At 71.8% G+C, this 26,558-nt stretch carries 23 protein-coding genes; 14 read left to right on the forward strand and 9 right to left on the reverse strand.

The annotated features are described in order from the left end of the window. Nucleotides 1-27: 27 nt before the first annotated feature. A complete protein-coding gene (locus tag ACIP2X_RS17815; protein ID WP_401673660.1) occupies nucleotides 28-1,557 on the reverse strand; it encodes an MFS transporter in 1,530 nt (509 codons plus the stop codon). An 84-nt stretch (nucleotides 1,558-1,641) separates the two neighbouring features. Between ACIP2X_RS17815 and ACIP2X_RS17820 the strand changes: the two genes are divergently transcribed. Further along, nucleotides 1,642-2,226 (forward strand): TetR/AcrR family transcriptional regulator, encoded by a 585-nt coding sequence (locus tag ACIP2X_RS17820; RefSeq protein WP_401673663.1) that lies wholly within the window; start codon nucleotides 1,642-1,644, stop codon nucleotides 2,224-2,226. A gap of 36 nt (nucleotides 2,227-2,262) precedes the next feature. On the opposite strand, the gene ACIP2X_RS17825 is transcribed toward ACIP2X_RS17820, so the two are convergent. After that, entirely contained in the window at nucleotides 2,263-3,441 is a 1,179-nt protein-coding gene (locus ACIP2X_RS17825; protein ID WP_401673665.1) for a PucR family transcriptional regulator, read from the reverse strand. 164 nt (nucleotides 3,442-3,605) lie between these two features. On the opposite strand from ACIP2X_RS17825, the gene ACIP2X_RS17830 reads away from it, so the two are divergent. Beyond that, complete coding sequence (locus ACIP2X_RS17830; RefSeq protein WP_401673667.1) at nucleotides 3,606-4,532, forward strand: proline dehydrogenase family protein; 927 nt, start codon at nucleotides 3,606-3,608, stop codon at nucleotides 4,530-4,532. 39 nt (nucleotides 4,533-4,571) lie between these two features. Then, the gene (gene pruA / locus ACIP2X_RS17835) at nucleotides 4,572-6,203 is read left to right on the forward strand and encodes an L-glutamate gamma-semialdehyde dehydrogenase (RefSeq protein WP_401673670.1); all 1,632 of its coding nucleotides are present in this window, start codon (nucleotides 4,572-4,574) and stop codon (nucleotides 6,201-6,203) included. A 230-nt stretch (nucleotides 6,204-6,433) separates the two neighbouring features. On the opposite strand, the gene ACIP2X_RS17840 is transcribed toward pruA, so the two are convergent. Then, nucleotides 6,434-7,030, reverse strand: coding sequence for a GNAT family N-acetyltransferase (locus ACIP2X_RS17840; protein ID WP_401673672.1), 597 nt, complete (start codon nucleotides 7,028-7,030; stop codon nucleotides 6,434-6,436). Nucleotides 7,031-7,121: 91 nt separating this feature from the next. On the opposite strand from ACIP2X_RS17840, the gene ACIP2X_RS17845 reads away from it, so the two are divergent. The 4 genes from ACIP2X_RS17845 (at nucleotide 7,122) to ACIP2X_RS17860 (ending at nucleotide 10,566) form a co-directional block, all read left to right on the forward strand. Continuing rightward, a complete protein-coding gene (locus ACIP2X_RS17845; RefSeq protein WP_401673675.1) occupies nucleotides 7,122-7,658 on the forward strand; it encodes an aminoglycoside 2'-N-acetyltransferase in 537 nt (178 codons plus the stop codon). A gap of 243 nt (nucleotides 7,659-7,901) precedes the next feature. Beyond that, nucleotides 7,902-8,033 carry a hypothetical protein gene (locus ACIP2X_RS17850; RefSeq protein WP_294004210.1) on the forward strand — a complete coding sequence of 44 codons (132 nt, stop codon included), beginning with the start codon at nucleotides 7,902-7,904 and terminating at the stop codon, nucleotides 8,031-8,033. Between the two features lie 109 nt (nucleotides 8,034-8,142). Beyond that, on the forward strand, nucleotides 8,143-9,186 hold the full coding sequence (locus ACIP2X_RS17855; RefSeq protein ID WP_401673679.1) for a 3-isopropylmalate dehydrogenase: 1,044 nt from the start codon (nucleotides 8,143-8,145) through the stop codon (nucleotides 9,184-9,186). 291 nt (nucleotides 9,187-9,477) lie between these two features. Continuing rightward, nucleotides 9,478-10,566: a branched-chain amino acid aminotransferase gene (locus ACIP2X_RS17860; protein WP_401673681.1), complete on the forward strand. Its 1,089-nt coding sequence runs from the start codon at nucleotides 9,478-9,480 to the stop codon at nucleotides 10,564-10,566. 404 nt (nucleotides 10,567-10,970) lie between these two features. Here the strand turns inward: ACIP2X_RS17860 and ACIP2X_RS17865 are convergent, their stop codons facing one another. Next, nucleotides 10,971-12,416, reverse strand: coding sequence for a cytosine permease (locus ACIP2X_RS17865; RefSeq protein ID WP_401673684.1), 1,446 nt, complete (start codon nucleotides 12,414-12,416; stop codon nucleotides 10,971-10,973). Between the two features lie 155 nt (nucleotides 12,417-12,571). On the opposite strand from ACIP2X_RS17865, the gene ureA reads away from it, so the two are divergent. The 4 genes from ureA to ACIP2X_RS17885 are packed head-to-tail and all read left to right on the forward strand — an operon-like array spanning nucleotide 12,572 to nucleotide 16,675. Next, a complete protein-coding gene (ureA, locus tag ACIP2X_RS17870) occupies nucleotides 12,572-13,276 on the forward strand; it encodes an urease subunit gamma (protein WP_401673686.1) in 705 nt (234 codons plus the stop codon). Beyond that, complete coding sequence (locus tag ACIP2X_RS17875; protein WP_401673688.1) at nucleotides 13,273-14,985, forward strand: urease subunit alpha; 1,713 nt, start codon at nucleotides 13,273-13,275, stop codon at nucleotides 14,983-14,985. Before ureA ends, ACIP2X_RS17875 begins: the two co-directional genes overlap by 4 nt. Nucleotides 14,986-14,996: 11 nt before the next feature. Next, on the forward strand, nucleotides 14,997-16,037 hold the full coding sequence (locus ACIP2X_RS17880; RefSeq protein ID WP_401673691.1) for an agmatine/peptidylarginine deiminase: 1,041 nt from the start codon (nucleotides 14,997-14,999) through the stop codon (nucleotides 16,035-16,037). Between the two features lie 8 nt (nucleotides 16,038-16,045). Continuing rightward, nucleotides 16,046-16,675, forward strand: a complete 630-nt coding sequence (locus ACIP2X_RS17885; RefSeq protein ID WP_401673694.1) for a TetR/AcrR family transcriptional regulator — start codon at nucleotides 16,046-16,048, stop codon at nucleotides 16,673-16,675. Nucleotides 16,676-16,721: 46 nt separating this feature from the next. Here ACIP2X_RS17885 and ACIP2X_RS17890 read toward each other — a convergent pair whose 3' ends face one another. Beyond that, complete coding sequence (locus tag ACIP2X_RS17890) at nucleotides 16,722-18,020, reverse strand: CehA/McbA family metallohydrolase (protein WP_401673695.1); 1,299 nt, start codon at nucleotides 18,018-18,020, stop codon at nucleotides 16,722-16,724. Between the two features lie 390 nt (nucleotides 18,021-18,410). Between ACIP2X_RS17890 and cimA the strand changes: the two genes are divergently transcribed. Beyond that, complete coding sequence (gene cimA / locus ACIP2X_RS17895; RefSeq protein WP_401673698.1) at nucleotides 18,411-20,015, forward strand: citramalate synthase; 1,605 nt, start codon at nucleotides 18,411-18,413, stop codon at nucleotides 20,013-20,015. Between the two features lie 70 nt (nucleotides 20,016-20,085). Here cimA and ACIP2X_RS17900 read toward each other — a convergent pair whose 3' ends face one another. Then, entirely contained in the window at nucleotides 20,086-20,763 is a 678-nt protein-coding gene (locus ACIP2X_RS17900) for a GPP34 family phosphoprotein (protein ID WP_401673700.1), read from the reverse strand. A 188-nt stretch (nucleotides 20,764-20,951) separates the two neighbouring features. Between ACIP2X_RS17900 and ACIP2X_RS17905 the strand changes: the two genes are divergently transcribed. Further along, nucleotides 20,952-22,298, forward strand: coding sequence for a hypothetical protein (locus ACIP2X_RS17905; RefSeq protein WP_401673702.1), 1,347 nt, complete (start codon nucleotides 20,952-20,954; stop codon nucleotides 22,296-22,298). A gap of 91 nt (nucleotides 22,299-22,389) precedes the next feature. On the opposite strand, the gene ACIP2X_RS17910 is transcribed toward ACIP2X_RS17905, so the two are convergent. The 3 genes from ACIP2X_RS17910 to ACIP2X_RS17920 all read right to left on the reverse strand — a co-directional run bounded on the left by ACIP2X_RS17910 (nucleotide 22,390) and on the right by ACIP2X_RS17920 (nucleotide 24,622). Continuing rightward, nucleotides 22,390-23,172, reverse strand: coding sequence for a serine protease (locus tag ACIP2X_RS17910; protein WP_401673705.1), 783 nt, complete (start codon nucleotides 23,170-23,172; stop codon nucleotides 22,390-22,392). 212 nt (nucleotides 23,173-23,384) lie between these two features. Next, a complete protein-coding gene (locus ACIP2X_RS17915; protein ID WP_401673707.1) occupies nucleotides 23,385-23,882 on the reverse strand; it encodes an N-acetyltransferase in 498 nt (165 codons plus the stop codon). Nucleotides 23,883-24,019: 137 nt separating this feature from the next. Beyond that, nucleotides 24,020-24,622, reverse strand: coding sequence for a YceI family protein (locus tag ACIP2X_RS17920; RefSeq protein ID WP_401673710.1), 603 nt, complete (start codon nucleotides 24,620-24,622; stop codon nucleotides 24,020-24,022). A gap of 324 nt (nucleotides 24,623-24,946) precedes the next feature. Between ACIP2X_RS17920 and ACIP2X_RS17925 the strand changes: the two genes are divergently transcribed. Next, nucleotides 24,947-26,554 carry an acyl-CoA carboxylase subunit beta gene (locus ACIP2X_RS17925; RefSeq protein WP_401673713.1) on the forward strand — a complete coding sequence of 536 codons (1,608 nt, stop codon included), beginning with the start codon at nucleotides 24,947-24,949 and terminating at the stop codon, nucleotides 26,552-26,554. Nucleotides 26,555-26,558 lie beyond the last annotated feature (4 nt).

A 26,558-nucleotide genomic window follows, 5' to 3' on the forward strand; every position in this document is an offset into this window, starting at 1 on the left:
CGCTTCGGCCCTGAACGGGCCTCGAACTCAAACGCCGGACGGGCTGAGGTGACTCGGCTCGTCCGGCGTCTCGTTCGTGCACACCTTCACCCGCCGCAGACTCACCGCCGCCAGCACCGCCGCCCCCGCCAGCACCGTCGCCCCCGCGACCGCCGCGCCCTGCATGCCGCTGGTGAACGCCGCCCGCGCTGCCGCGGCCAGTCCCGGGACCTGATCGGCGACCGCCAGCGCTCCGCCCAGAGTCTCGCGGGCCACGTCCGGTGACGAGGCGGGGATCTCGTTGCGGTAGATCGCCGTACCGATCGAGCCGAGCAGTGCCATGCCGAGGGCGCCGCCGAACTCCGCGCCGGTCTCCATGAGCGAGGACGCCGAGCCGGCCCGCTCCACCGGGACCCCGCTCAGCGCGAGGTCCATGAGCTGCGACATGGCCGTCACCAGCCCGGACGCGAGCACACCGCAGGCCACGAGCACCAGCGCCATCGTGTCGGGGCCGGCGAAGGCCAGCAGCCCGTAGCCGCTCGCCGCGATCGCGAACCCGGCGGCGACGACGTACGCGCGGTTCACTCCGCGCCCCACCAGCCGGGCCGCCAGCGGTGCCGCGAGGCCGATCGGCACCGACGGCAGCAGTGCCCACAGGGCCGCTTCCAGCGCGCTCTTGTCGAGCACCGACTGCAGGTACTGCGTGGTGAAGTAGGCGGAGCCCAGCACCCCGAAGGCCGAGACCAGGTTGAGGCCGACGGCGGTGGTGAAGCCGGGGGCACGGAAGAGGGTGGGGGAGATCATCGGGGACCGGGCCGTGCGCTGACGGTGGACGAAGAGGACCGCGAAGAGCAGGCCGACCGTGATCGAGACGACGTAGCGGACGTTCCAGCCCTCCGAGGGGATCTCCTTCAGGCCGTAGACGACGGGCAGCACCGCCGCCATCGACAGCGGCACGCTCAGCCAGTCGAAGCGCCCGGGGTGCGGGTCGCGTGACTCGGGCAGCAGCAGGGGGCCGAGGAGTAGCAGCAGGGCCATCGCGGGGAGGTTGACCAGGAAGACCGAACCCCACCAGAAGAACTCCACCAGGACCCCGCTGAGCACCGAGCCGAGGGCGACGCCGGCCGTCAGCACGCCGGACCACACCGCGATCGCCGTCGCCCGCTGGGCCGCGTCGGTGAACATCGCCCGGACCAGCGACAGCGTCGACGGCATCAGCGTCGCCCCGCCGATGCCGAGCAACGCACGGGCCGCGATCAGCGTCTCGGCGCTGTTCGCGTACGCCGCGACCAGTGAGGCCGCCCCGAACGCGGCGGCGCCGATCAGCAGCAGTCTGCGGCGGCCGACGCGGTCACCGACCGAGCCCATCGTCATCAGCAGGCCGGCCAGCACGAAGGCGTAGATGTCGAAGATCCACAGCTGCTGGGTGCCGGTGGGCTCCAGGTCCGCGCCGATCGCCGGGATCGCGAAGTACAGCACCGAGACGTCCATCGAGACCAGCAGCAGCGGCAGCATCAGCACGGCGAGCGCGGTCCATTCGCGGCGCCCGGCGCGCGTGTTCGTCGGATTCGTCGTCATGGAGCTGACTGTACGGACGTATAAAACATCTGTCTAGTACGTTTGTATAGTACGCCTGTATAGGCACGGCGCTACGATGGCGCCATGGGACATCGCGAGGATCTGCTCGAAGGCGCCAAGCGCTGCCTGCTGGAGAAGGGCTTCGCCCGCACCACCGCGCGCGACATCGTCAAGGAGTCGGGGACCAACCTCGCCTCCATCGGCTACCACTACGGCTCCAAGGACGCCCTGCTCGCACAGGCCTACGTCGCCCTGGTGGAGGGGTTGGGCGACGAGTTCGAGGAGGGCGAGCAGCCGATCACCGCCGCTCCCGGCACCCTGGACCGGTTCGGTCAGGTCTGGGCGAACATCATCGCCACCATGCGCGAGCCCGGTTCGCTGTGGCGGCTCAGCATGGAAATCGTCGTCATGGGCGACCAACTGCCCGAGGTGCGCGAGCATCTGGCGCGGGCCCAGCGGGAGGCCGGACGCGGACTGATCCCACTGCTCATGGGCGGGCGCGAGGAAGACGTACCGGACGAGACCGTGGACACCCTCGGCACGTTCTACGTCACCGTGATGACCGGTCTCATCGCCCTGTGGACCTTCGACCCCAAGAGGGCGCCGACGGCCGAGCAACTCACCGAGGGCCTGCGCCAGGTGATCGCCGGGGCCGCGCCGCAGGGCTGAGCGGCCGCGGCGCCCACGCCCGGGCGGCTGCCCGGCTCACAGGCGCGTCCCCTTCAGCACCATGTGCAGCAGGAGCCGGTCCTCCCCGTCGTCCAGGTCGAGGCCCGTCAGCTGTTCCACCCGCGACAGCCGGTAGTACAGCGTCTGCCGGTGGATGCCCAGCTCGGCGGCCGTGCGGGCGGCCTGGCCGGCGCAGTCCAGGTAGACCTCGGCCGTGCGGGCGAGTTCGTGGTGGGCGGGGGAGAGGAGCGGGGCGATCGCCGGGTCGCGGGCCGTCTCCGGAGGCAGGGCGGTCAGCAGACGGTACGGGCCGATGCGGGACCACTCGGCGACCGGTCCGAGGTGCGGCTCGGCCAGAGCCGCCCGGGCGGCCGCCACGGCCTCCTGCCATGCCGTTCCCAGGTCGGCGAGGCCGGTCAGCGGATCGCCCACGCCCGCCCGCGCGCCCTCCCGCAGCAGCCGGTTCGCCGCCGTCAGGGCCGGGGCGCGGACGTCCGTGGAGCGCAGCCGGACCAGCACCGCGAGGCTCTGGCCCGTCGCACCCCAGGGAATCGTGCACAGGGCCGTCGTGTGCGGCACCGCGCGGGCCGACGGGGCGTCCTCCGGGTCGGCCGACGGCCAGGGCGCGACGCACACCACCGCGTGCGGACCCTCGCCGCGCGTGCCCAGAGCCGTGCGCAGGGCGGCCACCGCCATGTCGCGCTGCCAGCCGCGCTCCGCCGTCAGCACGGCGCGCAACTCCCGGGTGAGGTCGGCGCCGGCCTGCGCCTCGTCGGCCAGCAGCGCGCCGATCCTGCCGATCACCTCCATGGCCGCCGCCAGCTGGGCGTCGGTGGGGCCGGGCTCGCCGTCGAGCAGCCAGACGTAACCGAGGACGACCCCCCGGTGCCGTACCGGAAGGCAGATGCGGCCCCGGTGGACCCCGGCCTCCGGGGTGCGCGGGATCCGCACCGGGCCGCTCGCGCGGGTGATGCCGAAGCCCTCGAACCAGGCGCGGACCGCGGCCGTGGAGCGGCGGGTGAGGATCGAGCGGGTGCGGACCGGGTCCAGGGCGGACGGATCGAGATCGCCCTCGCTGTCGTACGCGCCGAAGGCGAGCAGCTCGAAGTCGCGGTTCTCCAGCGTCGCGGGGGCGCCCAGGAGCTCGGAGATCTCGTCGACCAGCTCCTGGTAGTCGTCCCGGTAATCGGCTGTCACCCGGGCATTCTCCCCCATTTTCCGAGGGCCTTCATACATCTGTCTGAGATCGGTGGCACGGATGCGTGACAGCTGTCGATGGCCCACGATCGAAGGGATCCATAGCTTTCACGGTGGTTCTCCGTGCCGTACCCGGACTGTCGGGCAGCGGCCTTGTGTTGGTTGTGTTCTGGAGGTGCCCCGTGCTGGGTCCCGTGATTCTGGCCGCGTCGCGCAGCGACCGGATGCGACGCCTCGTTACGGCGGCCCCGGTGACGAAACAGGTCGTCGACCGCTTCATCCCGGGTGAGCGGGTGGACGACGTCGTCCCGATCATCGAGGGCCTCACCGGCCGGGGTCTGGAGCTGACGATGGACGTCGTCGGCGAGGACATCACCACCCGTGAGCAGTCCTACGCCGCCCGGGACGCCTACCTGGAGCTGATCGACCGGCTCAAGCCGCTGGAGCTGGGCGAGCGGGCCGAGATGTCCGTGAAGCTGTCGATGTTCGGGCAGGCCCTTGAGGGCGGTCACGAGCTGGCGCTCGCCAATGTGCGGCCCGTCGTCGAGGCCGCCGCCCGGATCGGCACGACGGTGACGCTGGACGCCGAGGACCACACCACGCTCGACTCGATGTTCGCGATCCACGAAGAGCTGCGCAGGGACTTCCCGCAGACCGGCTGCGTCATCCAGGCCTACCTCTTCCGCACCGAGGCCGACGCCCGCCGCCTCGCCGCCGACGGCAGCCGCGTCCGGCTGGTGAAGGGTGCGTACAAGGAGCCCGCCGAGGTCGCCTACCAGCAGAAGCACGAGATCGACAAGGCGTACGTGCGGATCCTGCGCACCCTGATGGAGGGCGAGGGGTACCCGATGGTCGGGTCCCACGACCCGCGCCTGATCTCCATCGCCCAGGAGCTCGCGCACCGCGCCGGGCGCAAGCTGGACGAGTACGAGTTCCAGATGCTGTACGGCATCCGGAGCGAGGAGCACCTGCGGCTCGCCGCCGAAGGTCACCGCATGCGCGTCTACACCGCGTACGGCACCGACTGGTACGGCTACTTCATGCGGAGGCTCGCGGAGAAGCCCGCCAACCTGCGGTTCTTCGCGCGTTCCATGGTCACCAAGGGCTGAACCCGAACCACCCGCTCGACTCAAGGAGTTACGGAACACATGGACGCTGTGACCCAGGTCCCCACCCCCGTCAACGAGCCGGTGCACGGCTACGCCCCCGGCTCGCCCGAGCGCGCCCGCCTGGAGGTCAAGCTCAAGGAGCTGGCCGAGAACCCCATCGAGCTGACCTGCACCATCGGCGGTGAGCGGCGGATGGGTGGCGGCGAGGAGTTCCAGGTCGTGCAGCCGCACAACCACAAGGCCGTGCTCGGCACGTACCGCAACGCCACCCGGCAGGACGCGCAGGACGCCATCGACGCGGCCCTCGCCGCCGCTCCGGCCTGGCGCGCGATGTCCTTCGACGACCGCGCGGCGATCATCCTGCGCGCCGCCGAGCTGCTGGCCGGACCGTGGCGCGAGACGCTCGCCGCCTCGACCATGCTCGGCCAGTCCAAGACCGCCCAGCAGGCCGAGATCGACACCCCCTGCGAGCTGGTCGACTTCTGGCGCTTCAACGTCGCCTACGCCCGCCGGCTGCTGGCCGAGCAGCCCCCGGCCAACTCCCCGGGCGTGTGGAACCGTCTCGACCACCGCCCGCTGGAGGGCTTCGTCTACGCGATCACGCCGTTCAACTTCACGGCCATCGCGGGCAACCTGCCCACCGCGCCCGCCCTGATGGGCAACGTCGTGGTCTGGAAGCCGAGCCCGACCCAGACCCACGCCGCCGTGCTGCTGATGCAGCTGCTGGAGGAGGCGGGCCTGCCCAAGGGCGTCATCAACCTCGTCACCGGTGACGGCATCGAGGTCTCCGCGGTGGCGCTCGAGCACCGCGACCTCGCGGGCATCCACTTCACCGGCTCGACCAAGACCTTCCAGTACCTGTGGAAGACGGTCGGCAACAACATCGAGAAGTACCGCACCTACCCGCGCCTGGTCGGCGAGACCGGCGGCAAGGACTTCGTGGTCGCCCACCCGAGCGCCGACCGTGCCGTCCTCAAGACCGCGCTGACCCGGGGTGCCTTCGAGTACCAGGGCCAGAAGTGCTCCGCGACCTCCCGCGCGTACGTCCCGGCGTCCATCTGGAACTCCGGCTTCAAGGAGGAGTTCGCGGCCGAGGTCGACTACCTCACCATGGGTGACGTCACCGACCTGTCCAACTTCATCGGCGCCGTCATCGACGAGCGCGCCTTCGCCAAGAACAAGGCCGCGATCGACCGCGCGAAGTCCGACCCGAGCTGCACGATCGTCGCGGGCGGCTCCTACGACGACTCGGTCGGCTACTTCGTCCGCCCGACGGTCATCGAGTGCACCGACCCGGAGAACGAGGTCTTCACGACCGAGTACTTCGGCCCGATCCTCGCCGTGCACGTCTACGAGGACGACGCGTACGAGGAGATGCTCACGCAGATGGAGTCGGCGTCGGACTACGCGCTGACCGGCTCGGTGATCTCCGGCGACCGCGCCGCCACCGCGTACACCATGGACAAGCTGCGCTACGCGGCCGGCAACTTCTACATCAACGACAAGTCGACCGGCGCCGTCGTCGGCCAGCAGCCTTTCGGCGGCGGCCGCGCGTCCGGCACCAACGACAAGGCGGGCGCCCCGCAGAACCTGATGCGCTGGACCCTGACCCGCGCCATCAAGGAGACCCTGGTCGCGCCGACCGACTACACCTACCCCCACATGGGCTGACACCCCGCCCCCACCGCCGGGCCAGGGCGCCTCTCCCCCCGGGAGGCCCCTGGCCCGCGCGCGTCCGGCGCTACCCCGCGTCCCTCCCTCGGTCTTCCCGAAGGCCGGGCACCGGGTCCGGGTCGAGGACCCGGCGTCGATCGGCAGGGTATGCAGCGGCGTCGACCCCGCAGCGTTCCCGCCGGCCGGCCCCGAGCCGCGCGCGGGCAACGCCGTGACGCGGTCCGGCCTCAGCGAGCGCTTGCCCTTCGACCCCCAGCTGGGCCGGGCGCGTCGACCCGGTCGAGGAGCCAGCGGGTTCTCGGCAGGCGGTGGACGACGTTCTTGTGCAGCGGGCCGTCCTCGGGGGCGGTGGGGTCGGTGAAGTCGGCGGACGGGTCGTGGGCCATGCCCAGGCGGCTCATCACCGCGCGTGAACGGGTGTTGGCCGGGACGGTGATCGCGAGGATCTCCGGCAGGTCCAGGTGCGTGAAACCGAAGTGCAGGGCGGCCCGGGCGGCCTCCGTGGCGTAGCCGTGGCCCCAGGCGGTGCGGGCCAGCCGCCAGCCGGCCTCGACGCCGGTGAAGGGCACGCCCTCCTCCACGGGATCCAGTCCGGTGAAGCCGATGAACTCGCCGGTGCCGCGCACCTCGACGGCCCAGAAGCCCCAGCCCCGCCCGTCGAGGTCGCCCTGGAAACGGGCCACGGCGGCGTCGCACTGCTCCCGGGTGGGCATGCCCGGCAGATACCGGCGCACCTCCGGGTCGGCGTTGACGGCCGCCCAGGGCGCGAGGTCGGACTCCCGCCACTCGCGGAGCAGCAGGCGTTCGGTGTGGAGTCGCGGCATCGCGCCAACCTAGCGAGGGCGAGGCGGGCGAGCCACCGTATTACCCCGCTGCCGCATCACCCCGCTGCCGCGCGCCCGCGATACTGGCCCGATGACCACCCGTACCGTCCACACCGCCGACCTCGCCCCCGCCGAACTACGGGCCGTCCGGGGCTTTCTGCACGCCGCCTTCGACGCCGACTTCGGCGAATCCGACTGGGACCACGCGCTCGGCGGCATGCACGCGCTGGTCCACGACGAGCGCGGGCTCGCCGCACACGGCGCGGTCGTCATGCGACGGGTGCGGCACGGGCAGCGGTGGCTGCGGGTGGGGTACGTCGAGGCGGTCGCGGTCCGGCACGACGTGCGGCGCACCGGACTCGGGGGGCGGGTCATGGCAGCCCTGGAAGGGATCATCACCCGCGCGTACGCCCTGGGCGCCCTGTCCGCCAGCGACGAGGGGGCCCCGCTGTACGAGGCCCGGGGCTGGCAGGCATGGGGCGGGCGCGTCTGCGCGCTCGGCCCGGACGGCGTGGTCCACCTGCCCGAGGAGGAGGGCTCCACCTATGTGTGGCCCGTGGCGGCCGAACGGGTGAGCGGCGCGGACGGTGAGCTGGTCTTCGACTGGCGCGACGGCGACGTCCTCTAGCGAAGACGCAGGTCGGCGGCGTGCGACCCGACCCGCCGTCTCAGATAGTAGGAAGTCCGAGTAATTGTGGAGACAGATGCTCCGTCCTCGCCTAACTTTGTAGGAGCCGAACGTCTCGCAGATCCAGCGAATGGCGGTAGTGAGCCGGGCCCCGTGCAGGCAACCCCTGCGGCACCGCTCCCCGCCCACCGGCGTCTCGAAAACCCCTGCCGCACTCCACGCTGTCGAAGGAGTCGATTTCCCATGGCCGAGACGACCGTCCGCCGCCGAGTCCGCCACGTCTCCCGTACGAGTGACTCCGACCGCAAGAACGCCGCGGCCGCCCTCCAGCGGGCCCTCGACCGCCGGGACAACGGCGGCGAGACCGGCCACTGAGGCGGGCCGCCCGCCCCGTCGGAGCCGTCCGGGGAGCATGCGCTGTCCGCATCCGTCCGTATCGCGGACAGCGCATGTCATCTCGTGGGACGAGGGGTAGGGTGCCCGCATGTCTCGCAGCATCAATCTCGCAGTGATCCCCGGTGACGGCATCGGCCAGGAGGTCGTGACCGAAGGCCTGAAGGTCCTCTCCGCCGCGCTCCCGCAGGATGTGAAGCTGGAGACCAAGGAGTACGACTTCGGCGCCCGGCGCTACCACGCCACCGGTGAGACCCTCACCGACGCCGACCTCGACGCCCTGAAGCGGCACGACGCCATCCTGCTGGGCGCCATCGGTGATCCCGGCGTCCCCTCCGGCGTCCTGGAGCGCGGCTTCCTGCTCAAGCTCCGCTTCGCCTTCGACCACCACGTCAACCTGCGACCGTCCAAGCTGCTGCCCGGCGTCGCCACCCCGCTCGCCGGTGAGCCGCAGATCGACTTCGTGGTCGTCCGCGAGGGCACCGAGGGCCCCTACACCGGCAACGGCGGCAGCATCCGCAAGGGCACCGAGCACGAGGTCGCCACCGAGGTGTCCGTCAACACGGCCTACGGCGTCGAGCGCGTCGTCCGTGACGCCTTCGCCCGCGCCCAGGCCCGGCCGCGCAAGAAGCTCACGCTGGTCCACAAGAACAACGTGCTCACCTTCGCGGGCCACCTGTGGACGAACATCTTCAACAAGGTGGCCGAGGAGTTCCCGGAGGTCACCACCGAGTACATCCACGTCGACGCGGCGACCATCTACCTGGTCACCCAGCCCGAGCGGTTCGACGTCGTCGTCACGGACAACCTCTTCGGCGACATCATCACCGACCTCGCCGCGGCCGTCTCCGGCGGCATCGGCGTCGCCGCGAGCGGGAACATCAACCCGTCCGGCGAGTTCCCCTCGATGTTCGAGCCCGTGCACGGTTCCGCGCCGGACATCGCCGGCCAGGGCAAGGCCGACCCGACCGCCACGGTCCTGTCCGTCGCGCTGCTGCTGCGTCACCTCGGCCTGGAGGCCGAGGCCACCCGCATCGAGGAGGCGGTCGCCGCCGACCTCGCCGAGCGGGTCGCGGGGCCGGCGCGCAGCACCTCCGAGATCGGCGACGCGCTCGCCGTACGAGTAGCCGGCTGACCCGCGCCGCTCGAAATCTGGCCGATCACTCAGAGCCAACCGGCCGATCACGCAGATCATTCGACAGCCGCCGGGTCGCAATCCGCACCCGGCGGCTTTTCACTGTCCCCGCCGAGTGCGACCATCAATCCCTGGGCCGCATTCATACCGTTTTCCGACCATGGCCACCCGCGGGCGATAATCGAACGCGGAGCCGCGGAATGAGGGAATGCTCGGACGTCCTGACACTGGCCACTGGCAGTACGGGCGTGAGCGCGGCCCGTCACTACCAACGGTGAAGGACACCCACTGATGACGACGCCCACGATCGAGCTCAAGCCCTCCGCCAACCCGCTCTCCGACTCGGAGCGCGAGGCCATCCTCGCGAGCCCCGGCTTCGGCCGCCACTTCACCGACCACATGGTCACCATCAAGTGGACCGAGGGCCGCGGCTGGCACGACGGACAGCTCGTCCCGTACGCGCCGATCTCCCTCGACCCCGCCACCAACGTCCTGCACTACGCGCAGGAGATCTTCGAGGGGCTGAAGGCCTACCGCCGCCCCGACGGCTCGGTCGCCACCTTCCGGCCCGACCAGAACGCCCTGCGCTTCCAGCGTTCCGCCCGCCGCCTCGCGATGCCCGAGCTGCCGGTCGAGACGTTCATCGAGGCCTGTGACGCGCTGGTCCGCCAGGACGTCGCGTGGGTGCCCGCCCACGGCGGCGAGGAGTCCCTCTACCTGCGCCCCTTCATGATCGGCACCGAGGTCGGGCTGGGCGTGAAGCCGGCCAACGAGTACCTCTTCCTCGTCATCGCCTCCCCGGCCGGCGCCTACTTCCCGGGCGGGGTCAGGCCGGTCTCCATCTGGGTCTCCGAGGACCGCGTCCGCGCCGTCCCCGGCGGCATGGGCGACGCCAAGACCGGCGGCAACTACGCGGCCTCCCTGCTGGCCCAGGCCGAGGCCGCGGCCAAGGGCTGCGACCAGGTCTGCTACCTCGACGCCGTCGAGCACCAGTGGGTCGAGGAACTGGGCGGCATGAACCTGTACTTCGTGTACGGCGACAGGATCGTCACGCCGTCGCTCACCGGGTCGATCCTGGAGGGCGTCACCCGCGACAGCCTCCTGGCCGTCGCCCGCGACCTGGGCTACGCGGCCGAGGAGGGCCGCATCTCCGTCGAGCAGTGGCAGCGTGACTCGGAGAACGGCAGCCTCACGGAGGTCTTCGCCTGCGGCACGGCCGCCGTGATCACGCCGGTCGGCACGGTCAAGCGCGCGTCCGGTCAGTGGCAGCAGTCGGCGGGTGAGCCGGGCGAGGTCACCCTGCGTCTGCGCCAGGCCCTCCTGGACATCCAGCGCGGCACGGCCGAGGACACCCACGGCTGGATGCACCAACTGGCCTGACCCTCCGCACCCCGGCGCCGCCCTCACCCGGCGCCGGGGCGCCCTCGCCCCGCACCGCCGACCGCGCACCGACCGACGCGGCAACCGAGGCGGGCGAACCGGACCCGCCGGCCGGGCGGATGAGCCGGCCGTCCCCTTTTCGGCGCCGACCCCTTACGACCCGACCGCCCTCGTCCTCATCGCCGGACGGGCCGAACGTGTCGGCCTTGGGGCCGGCCCAGGCGGAGCCCGGCTTTCGGCGCCGGGGCTTCGGTCTTCTCGGGCCTCGGCGGAGGGCCGGCCCGCAGCTCAGTCCCGTTCCCGTCCGACGCGTCACCGGCTCCCGGGTTCCGGCCCCGGCGGCGGCTCGCCGGTAACCCGGCCCTCGGGCTCGGCCCAGGCTCCCTTTCAGTCGTCGGCCGGCCTCAGTCGGCGGAGCGGCTCAGTGCGTCGGGGGTGGGCTCCGTCGGGGTGGGGGTCGGGACGACGGGTGGGTGGGGCTGGGGGAGCAGGACGTAGGTCAGGCCGCCCACCGCACCCGAGAGCAGGAAGCTGCAGTCCACCCCGCCGGTCAGGGACAGCAGCGGGCCCTCGTAGGAGGGCAGGGACACCGCGAGGACGCCGACGACCGCGCCGAGGGCCCAGGACACCGTGGCCGGTATGTTCCAGCCGGCGCGGAACCAGTAGGCCCCGCCCCGCGCGCGGCGGTTGTAGACCTGGAGCGCCTCCGCGTCGTACACGCCACCGCAGCGGACGAAGCCGATCAGGGTGATCACCGCCCAGGGCGTGCCGATCGCCGTCAGCAGCAGGACGAACGACGTCATCGCGGACTGCGCCTCCCAGGCGTAGTGGCCGGCGAAGACGCAGGCGGTGGCGACGACCGCGACCGCGCAGGTGGCCCGGGCGCGGGAGGCGCGCGGCAGGATGGCGTCCAGGTCGAGGCCCATGGAGTAGAGCATCAGCCCGGCGTTGCCGACCGACCCGGCGGAGGCGGCCAGCAGCAGCGGCACCAGGTACCAGGACGGCGAGGCCGTGACGAGCGGACCGGCGTAGTCGAGGGCCGCGCGGGCGGCGTAGGCGGTGAAGGTGCCGAAGAGCTGCGGCACCAGCAGCCCGAGCAGCAGGCCCAGCCAGGTGGCGCGCAGCACCCGGCGGGAGGAGTGGCGGGCGGGGGAGATGTAGCGGGTGTAGTCGCCGAGCAGCGTGATGAACGCGATGGGGCCGGACAGGCCGGCGGCCACCGTCGCCAGTGCCCACGTCGGCCAGAACCCGCCGAGCAGATACCCGCCCGCCTCCGGGAGCGCGCCGGTGGTGAAGTCGGGCGCGTAGGCGACGAGTCCGAGGACCAGCAGGAGCGTCATGCCGATCGCGAGGACGCGGGACAGGGCGAGCAGCAGGCGGTAGCCGTAGACCGCGGCGACGACGGTGGCGGCGGCGAGCAGCGCGTAGACCAGGCCGTACGACCCTCCGCCCGCCGACACCCCGAACAGTCTCTCCAGGACGCGCACCGTCACGTCGCCGCCGATCCACACGGTCAGCGCGGTGTAGCCGAGGGCGAGCAGCAGACCGACGATCGAGCCGACCAGCCGCCCGCGCACGCCGAACTGGGCGCCGGAGGAGGTCGACAGGTTGGTGGCGGTGCGCAGCGAGATGAGCGCGAGCGGCGCCGTGACCGCCGTACCGACGACCGTGCCGACCAGGATCGCGCTCACCGACCCCCACCAGTCCAGTCCGAAGGACGGCGGCAGCCAGCCGAAGACGATCACTCCGAGGCAGAGGTTGGAGCCGAGCAGGATCGAGACGAGGTCGCGCGGTGTGCTCGTGCGTTCCTCGTCCGGGATGGTGTCGACTCCGCGCTGTTCCATCGGCATGGCTGGGTCTCCTTCGACGGCCGCCAGGTTCTTCGATCTCTTTGAGCGGTGTTCAATGTGACGTCCGCCGTGTCGATCCGTCAACGTTTCCGTTCTGGGAATCTCATGTTTAGAGTGATGCTCTAAAGCGGTGACGACAAGGAGGTGCCCGCGTCATGAGACTGACCCCCACGGAACGTGACCGGCTGTTGCTCTTCTCGGCGGCCGAGCTGGCCCGGTCCCGGAAGGCACGGGGCCTCAGGCTGAACGTGCCGGAGGCCACCGCCCTCATCGCCGACACCGTGTGCGAGGCGGCCCGCGACGGCGCCCGGCTCGCCGAGGCCGTCGAACGCGCCCGTTCGGTGCTCGGCCCGGACGACGTCCTGCCGGGCGTCGCCGACATCGTCACCGAGGTGCACGTCGAGGCGGTCTTCGACGACGGCTCACGGCTCGCCGTCGTCTCCGCCCCGATCGGTGGCAGGCTGGGCGAGCGGGCGCCGGGTGCGCTGCTGCCGGGACCCGAGCACGCCGAGCCCGAGGCGGTGGTGCGGCTGACCGTCACCAACACCGCGACCGTGCCCGTCTCCGTGACCTCCCACTTCCACTTCTTCGAGGCCAACCCGCGGCTCGACTTCGCCCGGAGCGACGCCTACGGGATGCGGCTCGCGGTGCCCGCCGGGTCGTCCGTGCGCTTCGGGCCGGGCGAGAGCCGCGAGGTCGGGCTCGTGCCGATCGGCGGCGAGCGGATCGCGATCGGTTTCGCCGGGCTCGTCGACGGGCCGCTGGACGCGCCCGGGGCGAAGGAGGAGGCCCTGCGGCGGGCCGCCGCCTGCGGCTACCTCGGCAGCACGGGAACCACACCGGAAGGAGGCACGCGATGAGCCGCTCCAAGGGACGGGAGATCAGCGAGTCGATCCATGTCGACCCGCACGCCTACGCGGCCACGCACGGCCCGCGCGCCGGCGACCGGATCCGCCTCGGCGACTCCGGTCTGACGATCCGCGTGGAGTCCGACTCGCAGCGGTACGGGGACGAGTTCCTCGCCGGCTTCGGCAAGACCGCCCGTGACGGGCTGCACCTCAAGGCCGCCGCCGTCCGCGACACCTGTGACGTCGTGATCAGCAACGTCGTCGTGATCGACGCGGTGCAGGGGATCCGCAAGGTCTCCATCGGCATCCGCGAGGGCCGGATCTGCTCCATCGGGCGGGCCGGGAACCCCGACACCCTGGACGGGGTCGACGTCGTGGTCGGCACGGGCACGTCGATCGTCTCCGGAGAGGGACTGATCGCCACCGCCGGAGCCGTGGACACCCACGTCCACCTGCTGTCGCCGCGCATCATGGAGGCCTCGCTGGCGTCCGGCGTGACCACCGTCATCGGCCAGGAGTTCGGGCCGGTGTGGGGGGTCGGCGTCAACTCGCCCTGGGCGCTGCGGCACGCCTTCGGCGCCTTCGACGCCTGGCCGGTCAACATCGGCTTCCTCGGCCGGGGTTCGTCGTCCCACGAGGCCCCGCTGATCGAGGCGCTGGCCGAGGGCGGCGCGAGCGGCTTCAAGGTGCACGAGGACATGGGCGCCCACACCCGCGCCCTCGACACCGCGCTGCGCGTCGCCGAGGAGCACGACGTCCAGGTCGCCCTGCACAGCGACGGCCTGAACGAGTGCCTCTCGGTGGAGGACACCCTGCGCGTCCTGGAGGGCCGCACGATCCACGCCTTCCACATCGAGGGCTGCGGCGGCGGACACGTCCCCAACGTGCTGAAGATGGCCGGGGTGCCCAACGTCATCGGCTCCTCCACCAACCCGACCCTGCCCTTCGGCCGGGACGCGGTCGCCGAGCACTACGGCATGATCGTCTCCGTCCACGACCTCAAGACCGACCTGCCGGGCGACGCCGCCATGGCCCGCGACCGCATCCGCGCCGGCACCATGGGCGCCGAGGACGTGCTGCACGACCTGGGCGCCATCGGCATCACCTCGTCGGACGCGCAGGGCATGGGACGCGCGGGGGAGACGGTGCGCCGTACGTTCGCCATGGCCGGGAAGATGAAGGCCGAGTTCGGCGCCCCGGACGAGCACGACAACGAACGCGTCCTGCGGTACATGGCCAAGCTGACCATCAACCCGGCCCTCGCGCACGGGCTGGCCCACGAGGTCGGGTCGATCGAGGTCGGCAAGCTCGCGGACCTCGTGCTGTGGCGGCCGGAGTACTTCGGCGCCAAGCCGCAGCTCGTGCTGAAGTCCGGCTTCCCGGCGTACGGCGTGGTCGGCGACCCCAACGCCGCCACCGACACCTGCGAACCCCTCGTGCTGGGACCGCAGTTCGGCGCGCACGGCGCCACCCCCGCCGACATCTCCGTCGCGTTCGTCGCCCAGGCCGCCCTCGACCAGGGCCACGACACGATGCCGACCCGGCGTCGCCGGGTCGCCGTGCGCGGCACCCGCGGGATCGGCCCGGCCGACCTGCGCCTGAACTCCCGTACCGGACAGGTCGACGTCGACGCGCGCACCGGACTGGTCACCCTCGACGGCGACCCGCTGCGCTCCGCACCGGCCGAGTCCGTCTCCCTCAACCGTCTGTACTTCCTCTAAGGACCCGCGACATGACCACCCCCGCAGCCGACGGCTTCCGCATGCCCGCCGAGTGGACCCCGCACGAGCGCACCTGGATGGCCTGGCCGGGGCCGAACCCCACCTTCGAGGACCCCGAGGACCTCGCCGCCGCCCGGAACGCCTGGGCCTCGGTGGCCCGCGCGGTCCGCCGCTTCGAGCCGGTGACGGTGGTGTGCGGCCCCGGACAGTCGGAGGGGGCCCGCGGCCTGCTGGGCGAGGGCGTCGAGACGGTCGAACGCGAGCTCGACGACGCGTGGATGCGGGACATCGGCCCCACGTTCCTGACCGACGGCTCCGGCGCACTCGCCGCCGTGGACTGGACGTTCAACGGCTGGGGCGCCCAGGAGTGGGCCCGCTGGGACCACGACGCGAAGATCGGCGGCTACGTCGCGGACCTCGCGGGCGCCACGACGTACGCCTCGCGGCTCGTCAACGAGGGCGGGGCGATACATGTGGACGGCGAGGGCACGGTCCTGCTGACCGAGACCGTCCAGCTCGGGTCCGAGCGCAACCCCGGCTGGACGCGCGAGGAGGTCGAGGCCGAGATCCACGCCCATCTCGGCACCCGCAAGGCCCTGTGGCTGCCCCGCGGCCTCACCGGCGACTACCCGCCGTACGGATTCGGCACCCTCGGCCACGTCGACATCGTCGCCGCCTTCGCCCGCCCCGGCGTGGTGGTCGCCCACCACCAGCCCGACCCCGCGCATCCCGATCACGAGGTCACCAAGGAGGCCATCGGGCGCCTCCGGTCGGCCACCGACGCACGCGGCCGCGCCCTGGAGGTCGTCGAGGTCCCCGCCCCGACCGTGCTGGAGGCCGACGGCCACTGGGCCGACTACTCCTACATCAACCACTACCTCTGCAACGGAGGCGTCGTCCTGTGCGCCTTCGACGACCCGCGCGACGAGCCGGCGGCGGGCATCTTCCGCCGGCTGTTCCCGGAGCGGACGGTGACCCTTGTGGACGCCCGTACGATCTTCGCGGGGGGTGGAGGCATCCACTGCATCACCCAGCAGCAGCCGAAGATCTAGGAGCAGCGATGGCAGGTGGGCGCAGACAGGCACCGCCGCGTGAGGTAGTCCTCGCCGCCGCCATGGAGATGATCGCCGAGCGCGGCCTGGAGAAGCTCACCATGGCGGCGCTCGGCCGCGAGGTCGGCATGAGCAGCGGGCACCTGCTGTACTACTTCGGCTCCAAGGACGAACTGCTGCTGCGCACCCTGGAGTGGAGCGAGGGCCGGCTCGGTGCCGAGCGGGGCCGGCTGCTGACACGCACCGCCTCCGCCCGCGCGCGCGTCGACGCCTACGTCGACCTGTACGTCCCCGACGGGCACCGCGACCCGCACTGGACGCTCTGGCTGGAGGTGTGGAACCGCTCGCAGAACGCCGACGAGGAGGCCCGCGCCCGGCAGGCCGCCATCGAGGGCGCCTGGCACCGCGACCTGGTGGCGCTGATCGCGGAGGGCGTGTCACGGGGCGAGTTCCGCGCCGTCGACCCCGACCGCTTCGCCGCCCGGCTGCGCGCGCTGCTCGACGGCTTCTCCATCCACGTGGCGATCGGATTGCGGGGGACCGACCGCGCCCAGATCCTCGCCCATGTCCGGGAGTTCCTGGACGACGGGCTCGTGCGGGGCGCCGAGGGGACGGGCCGGGGCGGCGACGGGTCGTAGGCCGTGTGCAGGCCCGACGTCCCGCGCCACCCCGGCCGCCGCCGGGTCAGCCCTGGAGCCACCAGGGGCTGCTGTACGCCACGCCGAAGTCGTTGCAGGGGTGACCGGCGGGCCCGGGGGAGCCGTTGGCCTGCGTCGGGTCGGAGACCCGCAGCACCACCCAGCTGCCGTCGGCGGAGTTCAGCGGCACGGTGAAGGAGGTGATCCGGCCGGACGTCGTCTCGATGACGTCGACCACCTCGGGGGCCCGGCTGCCCGGCCGCAGCACCTGGATGTGCAGCGGCTTGCCCGCCCACTCCGCACCCCGGTCGAGGTCGACCTGGAAGGTCACGTCACCCGACGCGAAGGGCAGCTGACCGCCCATCCGCACCCCGGCCGCCGTGGCGTCGAGGCGCAGCCCGGAGACCCGGGTGGCGAAGAACCGCCGCGCCCGCATCGCCTCCAGCACGCCCGCGCGGGTGTTCTCGGTGACCCACAGCCCGCTGCGGCCCTTGCCCTCCGGGAATCCCCAGTCGGTGCCGTGCTCGTCGGTGACGCCGGTCAGACCGGTGCGCCAGCCCGCGTTCAGACAGGCCACCAGGGGCGAGGACTTGCCCGAGGACCAGCCCTCGAAGAGGTAGTCGTCGGTCCGGTTGAACATCTCCAGGCTGACCATGCGGTCGTGCACCGCGGCGTTGTACCCGAACTCGTTGAACCGCAGCTCCTCGCGGCCGGGGTGGTTGAAGCCGGCCACCGCGTCCCGGTCGTCCAGCCAGTTGAAGAACCCGCTCATCCCCGGCGCCGCCGACATGTCGACGTAAGCGTCGGAGAACCAGACGTTCGCGTGGCCGAGCAGCGCGTGGGTCCACTCGAAGCCCCGGATGGCGGTGTAGACGCCGGGCACGTTGGCGGCGTCGGCCAGCTGGCCGGTGCGCCGCCACTCCGAGGAGCTGAGGCCGCCGATGGTGAAGACGCCGCTGTGGTCGGTGAGCGCGGCCACGTCCAGGCCCGCGTCGCGCATCGAGCCGAACGCCAGCGCCGGGTCGCCGTCGCCGTCCGACATGGCGGTGTGGTTGTGCAGGTCGGCGTGGACCAGCGTGGTGCCCTGCGTGATGAGCGAGGCGCGGCCGGCCCCGCTGCGGGTGGCCGCGGCGACGGCGGCGCCGTCCCGCGCGGTACGGGTCGTGGCGGCCTGCGCGCTCCCCGGCGCCGCGGCCAGGAACAGCAGCCCTCCGGCGGCACCTAGCAGCGCCCGGCGGCTGGTGGTGGACGCCGGCCGCCCGTGCGCGTGACCGTGGCCGTGGTCGGCGCCGCGCGGGTCGGTGTGTCCGTGGATGTGGTCGTGGTGGTGCCCCAGATCTCCCATGCCCCTACTTCACGGTGTTGGCAGGAACATGGCCAGACTGGATGTCGTGCGAGGGGTTAACGGTGGATGAGCGCGACGACGGAACCCGGCCGCCCGCATCCTGAGACGCCGGTGAGACGGGGGGCGGCTTGTGCCAGACTTCCCCCGTGCTCTCGTTCGCCACGACGATTATTGGCAGCAGGCGCGCCGGTCCGCAGTGACCGCCACGTACGACCAGGTACGGGCGGCCACCGTCGTCCTCGACCCGCGCGCAGACCTCTCGCACCCGCGAGGGGTTTTTCGCTTTTCTGGCCCACCATCAGCCGGAGCCGAGCGCGAGGGATCATAGGGGACGGTGGAGCCGGTCATTCCGGTACAGACCGAGATCCATACATCAGGAGCCTTCAGACCATGACGGAAACCAGCGAGCTCGACGACTCGTTCCACGTCTTCGACACCACCCTGCGCGACGGCGCCCAGCGGGAGGGCATCAACCTCACCGTCGCGGACAAGCTGGCCATCGCACGGCACCTGGACGACTTCGGCGTGGGCTTCATCGAGGGCGGCTGGCCGGGCGCCAACCCGCGGGACACGGAGTTCTTCGCCCGCGCCCAGCAGGAGATCACGTTCCGCCACGCCCAGCTGGTCGCCTTCGGCGCCACCCGCCGCCCCGGCGTCAGGGCGAGCGAGGACCCGCAGGTCAAGGCACTCCTGGCGGCCGGCGCCCCGGTGATCACCCTGGTGGCCAAGTCGCACGACCGGCACGTCGAACTCGCCCTGCGCACCACCCTGGACGAGAACGTGGAGATGGTCCGCGACACCGTGTCGTTCCTGAAGGAACAGGGCCGCCGGGTCTTCGTCGACTGCGAGCACTTCTTCGACGGCTACCGCGCCAACCCCGAGTACGCCAAGGCCGTCGTGCGTGCCGCGTCCGAGGCGGGCGCCGACGTGGTGGTGCTCTGCGACACCAACGGCGGCATGCTCCCCGCCCAGGTCCAGGCGGTCGTCTCCACCGTCCTCGCCGACACCGGCGCCCGGCTCGGCATCCACGCCCAGGACGACACCGGCTGCGCCGTCGCCAACACCCTCGCGGCGGTCGACGCGGGCGCGACCCACGTCCAGTGCACGGCGAACGGCTACGGCGAGCGCGTCGGCAACGCCAACCTCTTCCCCGTGGTCGCCGCCCTGGAACTGAAGTACGGCAAGAAGGTGCTGCCCGAGGGCCACCTCCGGGACATGACCCGTATCTCGCACGCCATCGCCGAGGTCGTCAACCTGACGCCCTCCACCCACCAGCCGTACGTCGGGGTCTCCGCCTTCGCGCACAAGGCCGGGCTGCACGCCTCCGCCATCAAGGTCGACCCGGACCTGTACCAGCACATCGCCCCCGAGCAGGTCGGCAACACCATGCGGATGCTGGTCTCCGACATGGCGGGCCGGGCCTCGGTCGAGCTCAAGGGCAAGGAGCTCGGCATCGACCTCGGCGGCGACCGCGAGCTGGTCGGGCGGGTCGTGGAGCGCGTGAAGGAGCGCGAGCTCGAGGGCTACACCTACGAGGCCGCCGACGCCAGCTTCGAGCTGCTGCTGCGCGCCGAGGTCGAGGGCAGGCCGCTGAAGTACTTCGACGTCGAGTCCTGGCGGGCGATCGTCGAGGACCGGCCCGACGGCAGCCACGCCAACGAGGCCACCGTGAAGCTGTGGGCCAAGAGCGAGCGCATCGTCGCGACCGCCGAGGGCAACGGTCCCGTCAACGCCCTGGACCGGGCGCTGCGGGTCGCGCTGGAGAAGATCTATCCGCAGCTGGCCAAGCTGGAGCTGGTGGACTACAAGGTCCGCATCCTGGAGGGCAAGCACGGCACCCAGTCCACGACCCGGGTGCTCATCGCCACCTCCGACGGCACCGGCGAGTGGTCCACGGTGGGCGTCGCGGAGAACGTCATCGCCGCCTCCTGGCAGGCCCTGGAGGACGCGTACACCTACGGCCTCCTGCGCGCGGGCGTGGAACCGGCGTCGTAACCGCGGTCCGCGCACGGCCTGCCGGGCCCCGGTGCCGCATCGCGACGGCCCGGGGCGCGCGGCGAGCAGGTCAGGGAGCCCGCCAGACGTTGTCGAAGGCGTCCTCCTCGATGCGGCGGCGCTGGCGGACGGCCTCCAGTTCGGTCAGCGCGTCGCCGAGAGCGGCGAGGACCGTCACCACCGGCCCGTCGCCCAGGCCGTCGGCCGCACCGGGCGTCCCGGCGGGGTCGGTCGTGGCGTCGCCGAGGGTGTCGTCCGGGGCCTCGGTGTCGTCCGCGCTCCCCGAATGCTCGCCGATGCCGAGCTCGTTCGCGAGGCCCACCAGGACCGGCTCCTGGGCCGCCCAGCGCGCGTTCGCGTGGGCGCGTGAGGGTGTGTCGAGGACCGCCGGCGCAGGCTCGCTGCGGCGCCGCAGCCAGTGACGGCGTCCCGTGCCCGTCGGCGTCTCCGCCTCCAGCGCGGCGACATAGACCTCGGCCAGCCCGCGCCCGCGGCGCCACAGCCACTCCTCGACCGTCTCGTACGGCGCCTGCCGGACCAGCGAGGCACCCGCCTCGTCCAGCAGACGGTCGCCCGTGGCGGGCTCGGCGCCCGGCACCAGGCGATCGTCGTCCAGGGTCACCACCCCGGCATCCACGAGGTCGAGGACCTCCGCGCCGGCCAGCGCGAGCGACAGGTCGCCCTGCCCCAGGTCGTGGCTGGAGGGGACGTTGAGGGCGACGATCAGCAGATCCTGCGGTGTGGTCATCTCGAGCTCCAGGTCACGGGCGTCGATAGGGCCCCTCGCCGTATCTCCACGATGGGGCGCGGGAAGCCTATCCGCAGCACGGCGCACGGCCCCGTCCGCCTCCCTCCACCGCCCCGTCCGCCCCGGGGAGGGATTTCCGTCCCGGGACCGATGTCCGTTTCTGTACCTGTTCAGGTAGCTTCGAACATATGAAGGCCGCGTTCGTACAAAGGCTCGTACGCCTGCTGATCGTGCCGGTCGCCGCCGTGCTGGCGGTCCTGGTGGCCGGTGCGCCGGGCGCACACGCGGCCACCGACCTGTCCCAGGTCGCCGCGGCCCTGCGCGAGAGCCCCGTCTACGTGGACCCGGCCGCGTCCGGCCTGCTGTCCTCGTCGGACGCCGAGGCGCTCGCCGACAAGATCAAGGACGCCGACAAACCCGTCTTCGTCGCGGTCCTGCCGGCCGGCTACCCCACGCAGAACCTCTTCCAGAACCTCCGCACCGAGACCGGCGTCACGGGCCTGTACGGCATCCGGCTCGGCGACGCCTTCGACGCCCGTGCCGACAGCCGGGTGCTGAGCCGCCCGGCCGTGTCCAACCTGGTGACGTCCGTGCAGAGCGCGGGCGACGTCAAGGCGCAGCTCAACGACTTCGTCGACAGCGCCCTGCGCAACGTCGGCGGCGCGGCCCCGAGCAGCTGGGGCGAGAACAGCGGCGACGGCGCCTCGACCACCGGCCTGATCACCCTCGGCGCGGTTCTGGCCGCGGGCGGCGCGGGCGCCTACGGCCTCGTCCGCCGCAACCGCCGCCGCCAGGAGGAGGAGCGGCGGGCCGCGCTGGAGAAGCTGCGGGTGGTGGTCGACGAGGACATCACGGCCTTCGGCGAGGAGCTGGACCGCCTGGACTTCCACCCCGGCGAATCCGGCGCCGACGACGCCATGCGCGCGGACTACGAGCACGCGCTGGACGCCTACGAGAAGGCCAAGTCGCAGATGGCGGCGGCCGGCAGGCCCGAGGACGTACGGCCGGTCACGCAGTCCCTGGAGGACGGCCGCTTCGCCCTCGCGTCGCTCGCCGCCCGCCGCGAGGGACGCCCCCTGCCCGAACGGCGCCCGCCCTGTTTCTTCGACCCGCGGCACGGCCCCTCGGTCGCCGACGTCACCTGGACACCGCTGGAGGGCGCGACCCGTGAGGTGCCGGTCTGCGCGGCCGACCAGGCCCGGCTGTCCGACGGTCAGGACCCGATGATCCGCGAGGTCGACACCGCCTCCGGCCGCCGCCCCTACTGGGACGCCGGACCGGCCTACGGCCCCTGGGCCGGCGGCTACTTCGGCGGCGGCATCCTGCCCGGCCTGCTCGTCGGCACCCTGCTCGGCAGCGCCATGGCCACCCCGGCCTACGCCGCCGACTACGGCTCCGGCTACGGCGACTTCGGCGGCTACCAGGGCGGCGACGTCTCCGGCGCGGACTTCAACACGGACGACTTCAGCGGCGGTTTCGGAGGTTTCGGCGGCGGCGACTTCGGCGGGGGAGGGGACTTCGGAGGCGGATTCTGAGCTCCGCACGCGGACAAAGGACGGGCCCGGTGCCGAGGCGGCACCGGGCCCGCACGTCTGTCGGACGCGCAGCGGTCGTAAGGCTCAGGCCCTAGAGGGTGGCCGCCGCCGAGGCGATCGCCGAGGCGAAGGTGGAGACCTCGGTGTAGACGCCGGGGGCGTTCGGGCGGGCGCAGCCTATGCCCCAGCTCGTGATGCCGACCTGGACCCAGGCGCCGGCCGCGTCACGGCGGAACATGGGGCCGCCGGAGTCGCCCTGGCAGGTGTCCACGCCGCCCGCGGTGTATCCGGCGCAGATCTCCTCGTTGGCGATGAGCCCGCTGTAGCCGCTGTAGGAGCGGCAGGTGGCGTCACTGACGAACGGCACGTCCGCCTTGAGCAGGTAGCGCTGCTGGGCGCCGCCCTCCCGGTTGGCCCCCCATCCGGCGATGGTGAAGGTGCCGGTGTTGTACTGCGCGGTGGTGGCCAGCTTCAGGGTCGGCAGGTTGATCGGCTGGGCGAGCTTGATGAGGGCCCAGTCCTTGCCGTTGCCGTTGTAGCCCGGGGCACGCAGGACCTTGGTGGAGCGGACCTGGACCCGGCCGCTGGTCGACTGGAGGTCCACCACGCCGGCGGTCGCGGTGATGCCTGTGTTGTTGCCGCTGGCGCCCACGCAGTGCGCGGCGGTCAGCACGATCTGCTGGGTGTACAGCGCACCGCCGCAGCCCATCGACAGCCGGACCATGAACGGGAACTCGCCCTGCGCGGCGCGGGTGCCGCCGACCACGGGGGCGGGGGCCGCCTGCGCGGCCGAGACGGGCTGGAGGCTGACGACCGCGAGCGTGGCGGCGGCGGCGACCGCGCATCTCTTGAGGGCCTTGAGGAAAGTCTTCACCTTGACGCCTTCCGTGGGGGGTCTGAGGAGGGCGGGAATGTCAGGCGCATGTCAATTCCCGGTGGAAGGATTATGAGAACGGTGTGACCCTCCACACAAGCACCGCAATCCGGCCAACCCGCGGTGGCCGAGGGACGCCCCTTCGCCCGCCCCGCCCCGCCCCGCCCCGCCCCGCCCCGCCCCGTCTCGCCCGGCCCGTCAGGCGGGCCGGCTCACCGGTCGGGCAGCGCCAGCCACTCGTCCCACGTCAGGTCCCGCCCCACGAACCGCGGGCGCGAGAAGGGCCAGTCCTCGGCGATCCAGCGCGGCACGAACAGATCAAGCGCGCGCTCCAGCGGGCCGCCGACCTCGCCGTCCACCACCCACCAGGAGATCTCGGCGTCCGCCCCGGCCTTCTCCGGCGGATCGATGTAGACGCAGCCGCGCAGCGCGGTCCCCTCCGCGTTCTCCACGGTGTAGTTGAACGACTCGTGCGCGTCGATCTCGGCGGCGTGCCGCTCCAGGTCGGCCTGGTTTGCCTCGTACGACATGGTGGCCGACGGCCATCCCCACGCCTTGCCGAACATCGCCCAGAGCCGCTCCCGCGAGCCCATCACGGCGGGGTAGTCGAGCGGTGCGTCGGCCCCGCTGATCGGCCGCAGATGATGGCCGTCCCCCTCGGGGACCGGGACACGCAGGGGGTGGACGAAGTCGGGCGGCAACCATGTCATCGGCGCAGCATGCCACAGCCCTGCCCACGGGCACCCGCCCCGGCCGGACGCCCCCTGGGCAAGCGAGCGCCCGCCCTCTCCTCGGGGGAGTGGAGGGCGGGCGCGCTCGAAGCCTCAGCGGGGCGGTCGTACCGCCGTCACACGTTCTTGATCGCCGAGATGTCGAAGTTCAGCTTGATCTTGTCGGAGACCAGCACGCCGCCCGTCTCCAGCGCGGCGTTCCAGGTCAGGCCCCACTCGGAGCGCAGGATCTCGGCCTTGCCCTCGAAGCCGACGCGGTCGTTGCCGAACGGGTCCTTCGCGGCACCGTTGAACTCCAGGTCGATCGTGATCGACTTGGTGACGCCGAGGATCGAGAGGTCGCCGGTGATGCGGTAGTCGTCGCCGCCGAGCGCCTCGGCCTCGGTGGAGCGGAACGTCATCGTCGGGAACTCGTCCGTCTTGAAGAAGTCGGCGCTCTTCAGGTGCCCGTCACGGTCGTCGCTGCCCGTGCTGATGCTGTCCATCTTGACGTCGAGGGTGGCGGTGGAGCGCGACGGGTCGGAGCCGTCCAGGTGCAGCGCGCCGGTGAAGTCGAGGAACTTGCCCTTCACGTTCGTCACCATGGCGTGCCGGGCGACGAAGCCGATCGAGGTGTGCGAGGGGTCGATCGTGTAGTCGCCGGTCAGGGCCGCCAGGTCCGGGTTGACGTCCGTGGCCTTGGCCGTGGTGCCGCTGTTCCTGCTGCCGAAGATACCCATGTCGTGCTCCTTGGGGACGGGGCTGTTGAATGTTCAACCATGCCAACGACAGCGACCGTAGACCTATTCCGTTCAAGTTTCAACCTCATCGTCGGAGTGTCGCGATAAGCTCACGCGTCACTCCACCGATGGCATCGGCGGGACATGAATCTTGCGTGGCTCACAGCTGGCCAGTTTGTGTGACCTCTACAACGTCGAAGCCCTCTGAGCAGTCGGAACGCCTGCATGCCGCCCTGGTTCTGTTCAGGGGTACCAGGAAAACGACCCGGAGACTGTACGGAGTCGACGGCTCGCTTTCCTTGCTCCTCTTCGTAAGGTCGCTACATGACCGTTTTGGATGAGGCGACGGGTGAGTCGACGAGCGAGCCGAGCGGCGAGCCGACGGACGCTCGCGGGCGAGTGGCCGAACTGCACGAGATCCGCGCGCAGGCGGTGGCCGGCCCCAGCGAGCGGGCGACCGAGGCGCAGCACGCCAAGGGCAAGCTGACCGCCCGCGAGCGCATCGAGCTGCTTCTCGACCCGGACTCCTTCCGAGAGGTCGAGCAGCTGCGCAGGCACCGGGCGACCGGCTTCGGCCTGGAGACCAAGAAGCCGTACACCGACGGTGTCATCACCGGCTGGGGCACGGTCGAGGGCCGCACCGTCTTCGTCTACGCGCACGACTTCCGCATCTTCGGCGGCGCCCTCGGCGAGGCCCACGCCACGAAGATCCACAAGATCATGGACATGGCCATCGCGGCCGGTGCCCCGCTGGTCTCGCTGAACGACGGCGCCGGCGCCCGCATCCAGGAGGGCGTCAGCGCCCTGGCCGGTTACGGCGGCATCTTCCAGCGCAACACCAAGGCCTCCGGCGTCATCCCGCAGATCAGCGTGATGCTCGGCCCGTGCGCCGGCGGCGCGGCGTACTCGCCCGCCCTCACCGACTTCGTCTTCATGGTCCGCGAGACCTCGCAGATGTTCATCACCGGCCCCGACGTGGTCAAGGCGGTGACCGGCGAGGAGATCACCCAGAACGGCCTCGGCGGCGCCGACGTGCACGCGGAGACCTCCGGCGTCTGTCACTTCGCGTACGACGACGAGGAGACCTGCATCGCCGAGGTGCGCTACCTCCTCTCCCTGCTCCCGCAGAACAACCGGGAGAACCCGCCCCGGGTCGACTCCTCCGACGCCCCCGACCGCCGCTCCGACGTCCTGCTGGACCTGGTCCCGGCGGACGGCAACCGGCCGTACGACATGGCGAAGGTCATCGAGGAGATCGTCGACGACGGCGAGTACCTGGAGGTCCACGAGCGCTGGGCGCGCAACATCATCTGCGCGCTGGCCCGGCTGGACGGCCAGGTCGTCGGCATCATCGCCAACCAGCCGCAGGTGCTGGCGGGCGTCCTGGACATCGAGGCGAGCGAGAAGGCCGCACGCTTCGTCCAGATGTGCGACGCCTTCAACATCCCGATCATCACGTTCCTGGACGTCCCCGGCTTCCTCCCCGGTGTCGACCAGGAGCACGGCGGAATCATCCGCCACGGCGCGAAGCTGCTGTACGCGTACTGCAACGCGACCGTGCCCCGGATCTCCCTGATCCTGCGCAAGGCGTACGGAGGTGCCTACATCGTCATGGACAGCCAGTCCATCGGCGCGGACCTCACCTACGCCTGGCCGACGAACGAGATCGCCGTGATGGGCGCGGAGGGTGCCGCCAACGTCATCTTCCGCCGCCAGATCGCCGATGCCGAGGACCCCGAGGCCATGCGGCAGAAGATGGTCAAGGAGTACAAGTCCGAGCTCATGCACCCGTACTACGCGGCCGAGCGCGGCCTCGTGGACGACGTCATCGACCCGGCCGAGACCCGCGAGGTTCTCGTCCGGTCCCTGGCGATGCTGCACACCAAGCACGCGGACCTGCCCTCGCGCAAGCACGGCAACCCCCCGCAGTAACCCA

Source organism: Streptomyces sp. NPDC089424, assembly GCF_044749345.1.
GTDB lineage: Bacteria > Actinomycetota > Actinomycetes > Streptomycetales > Streptomycetaceae > Streptomyces.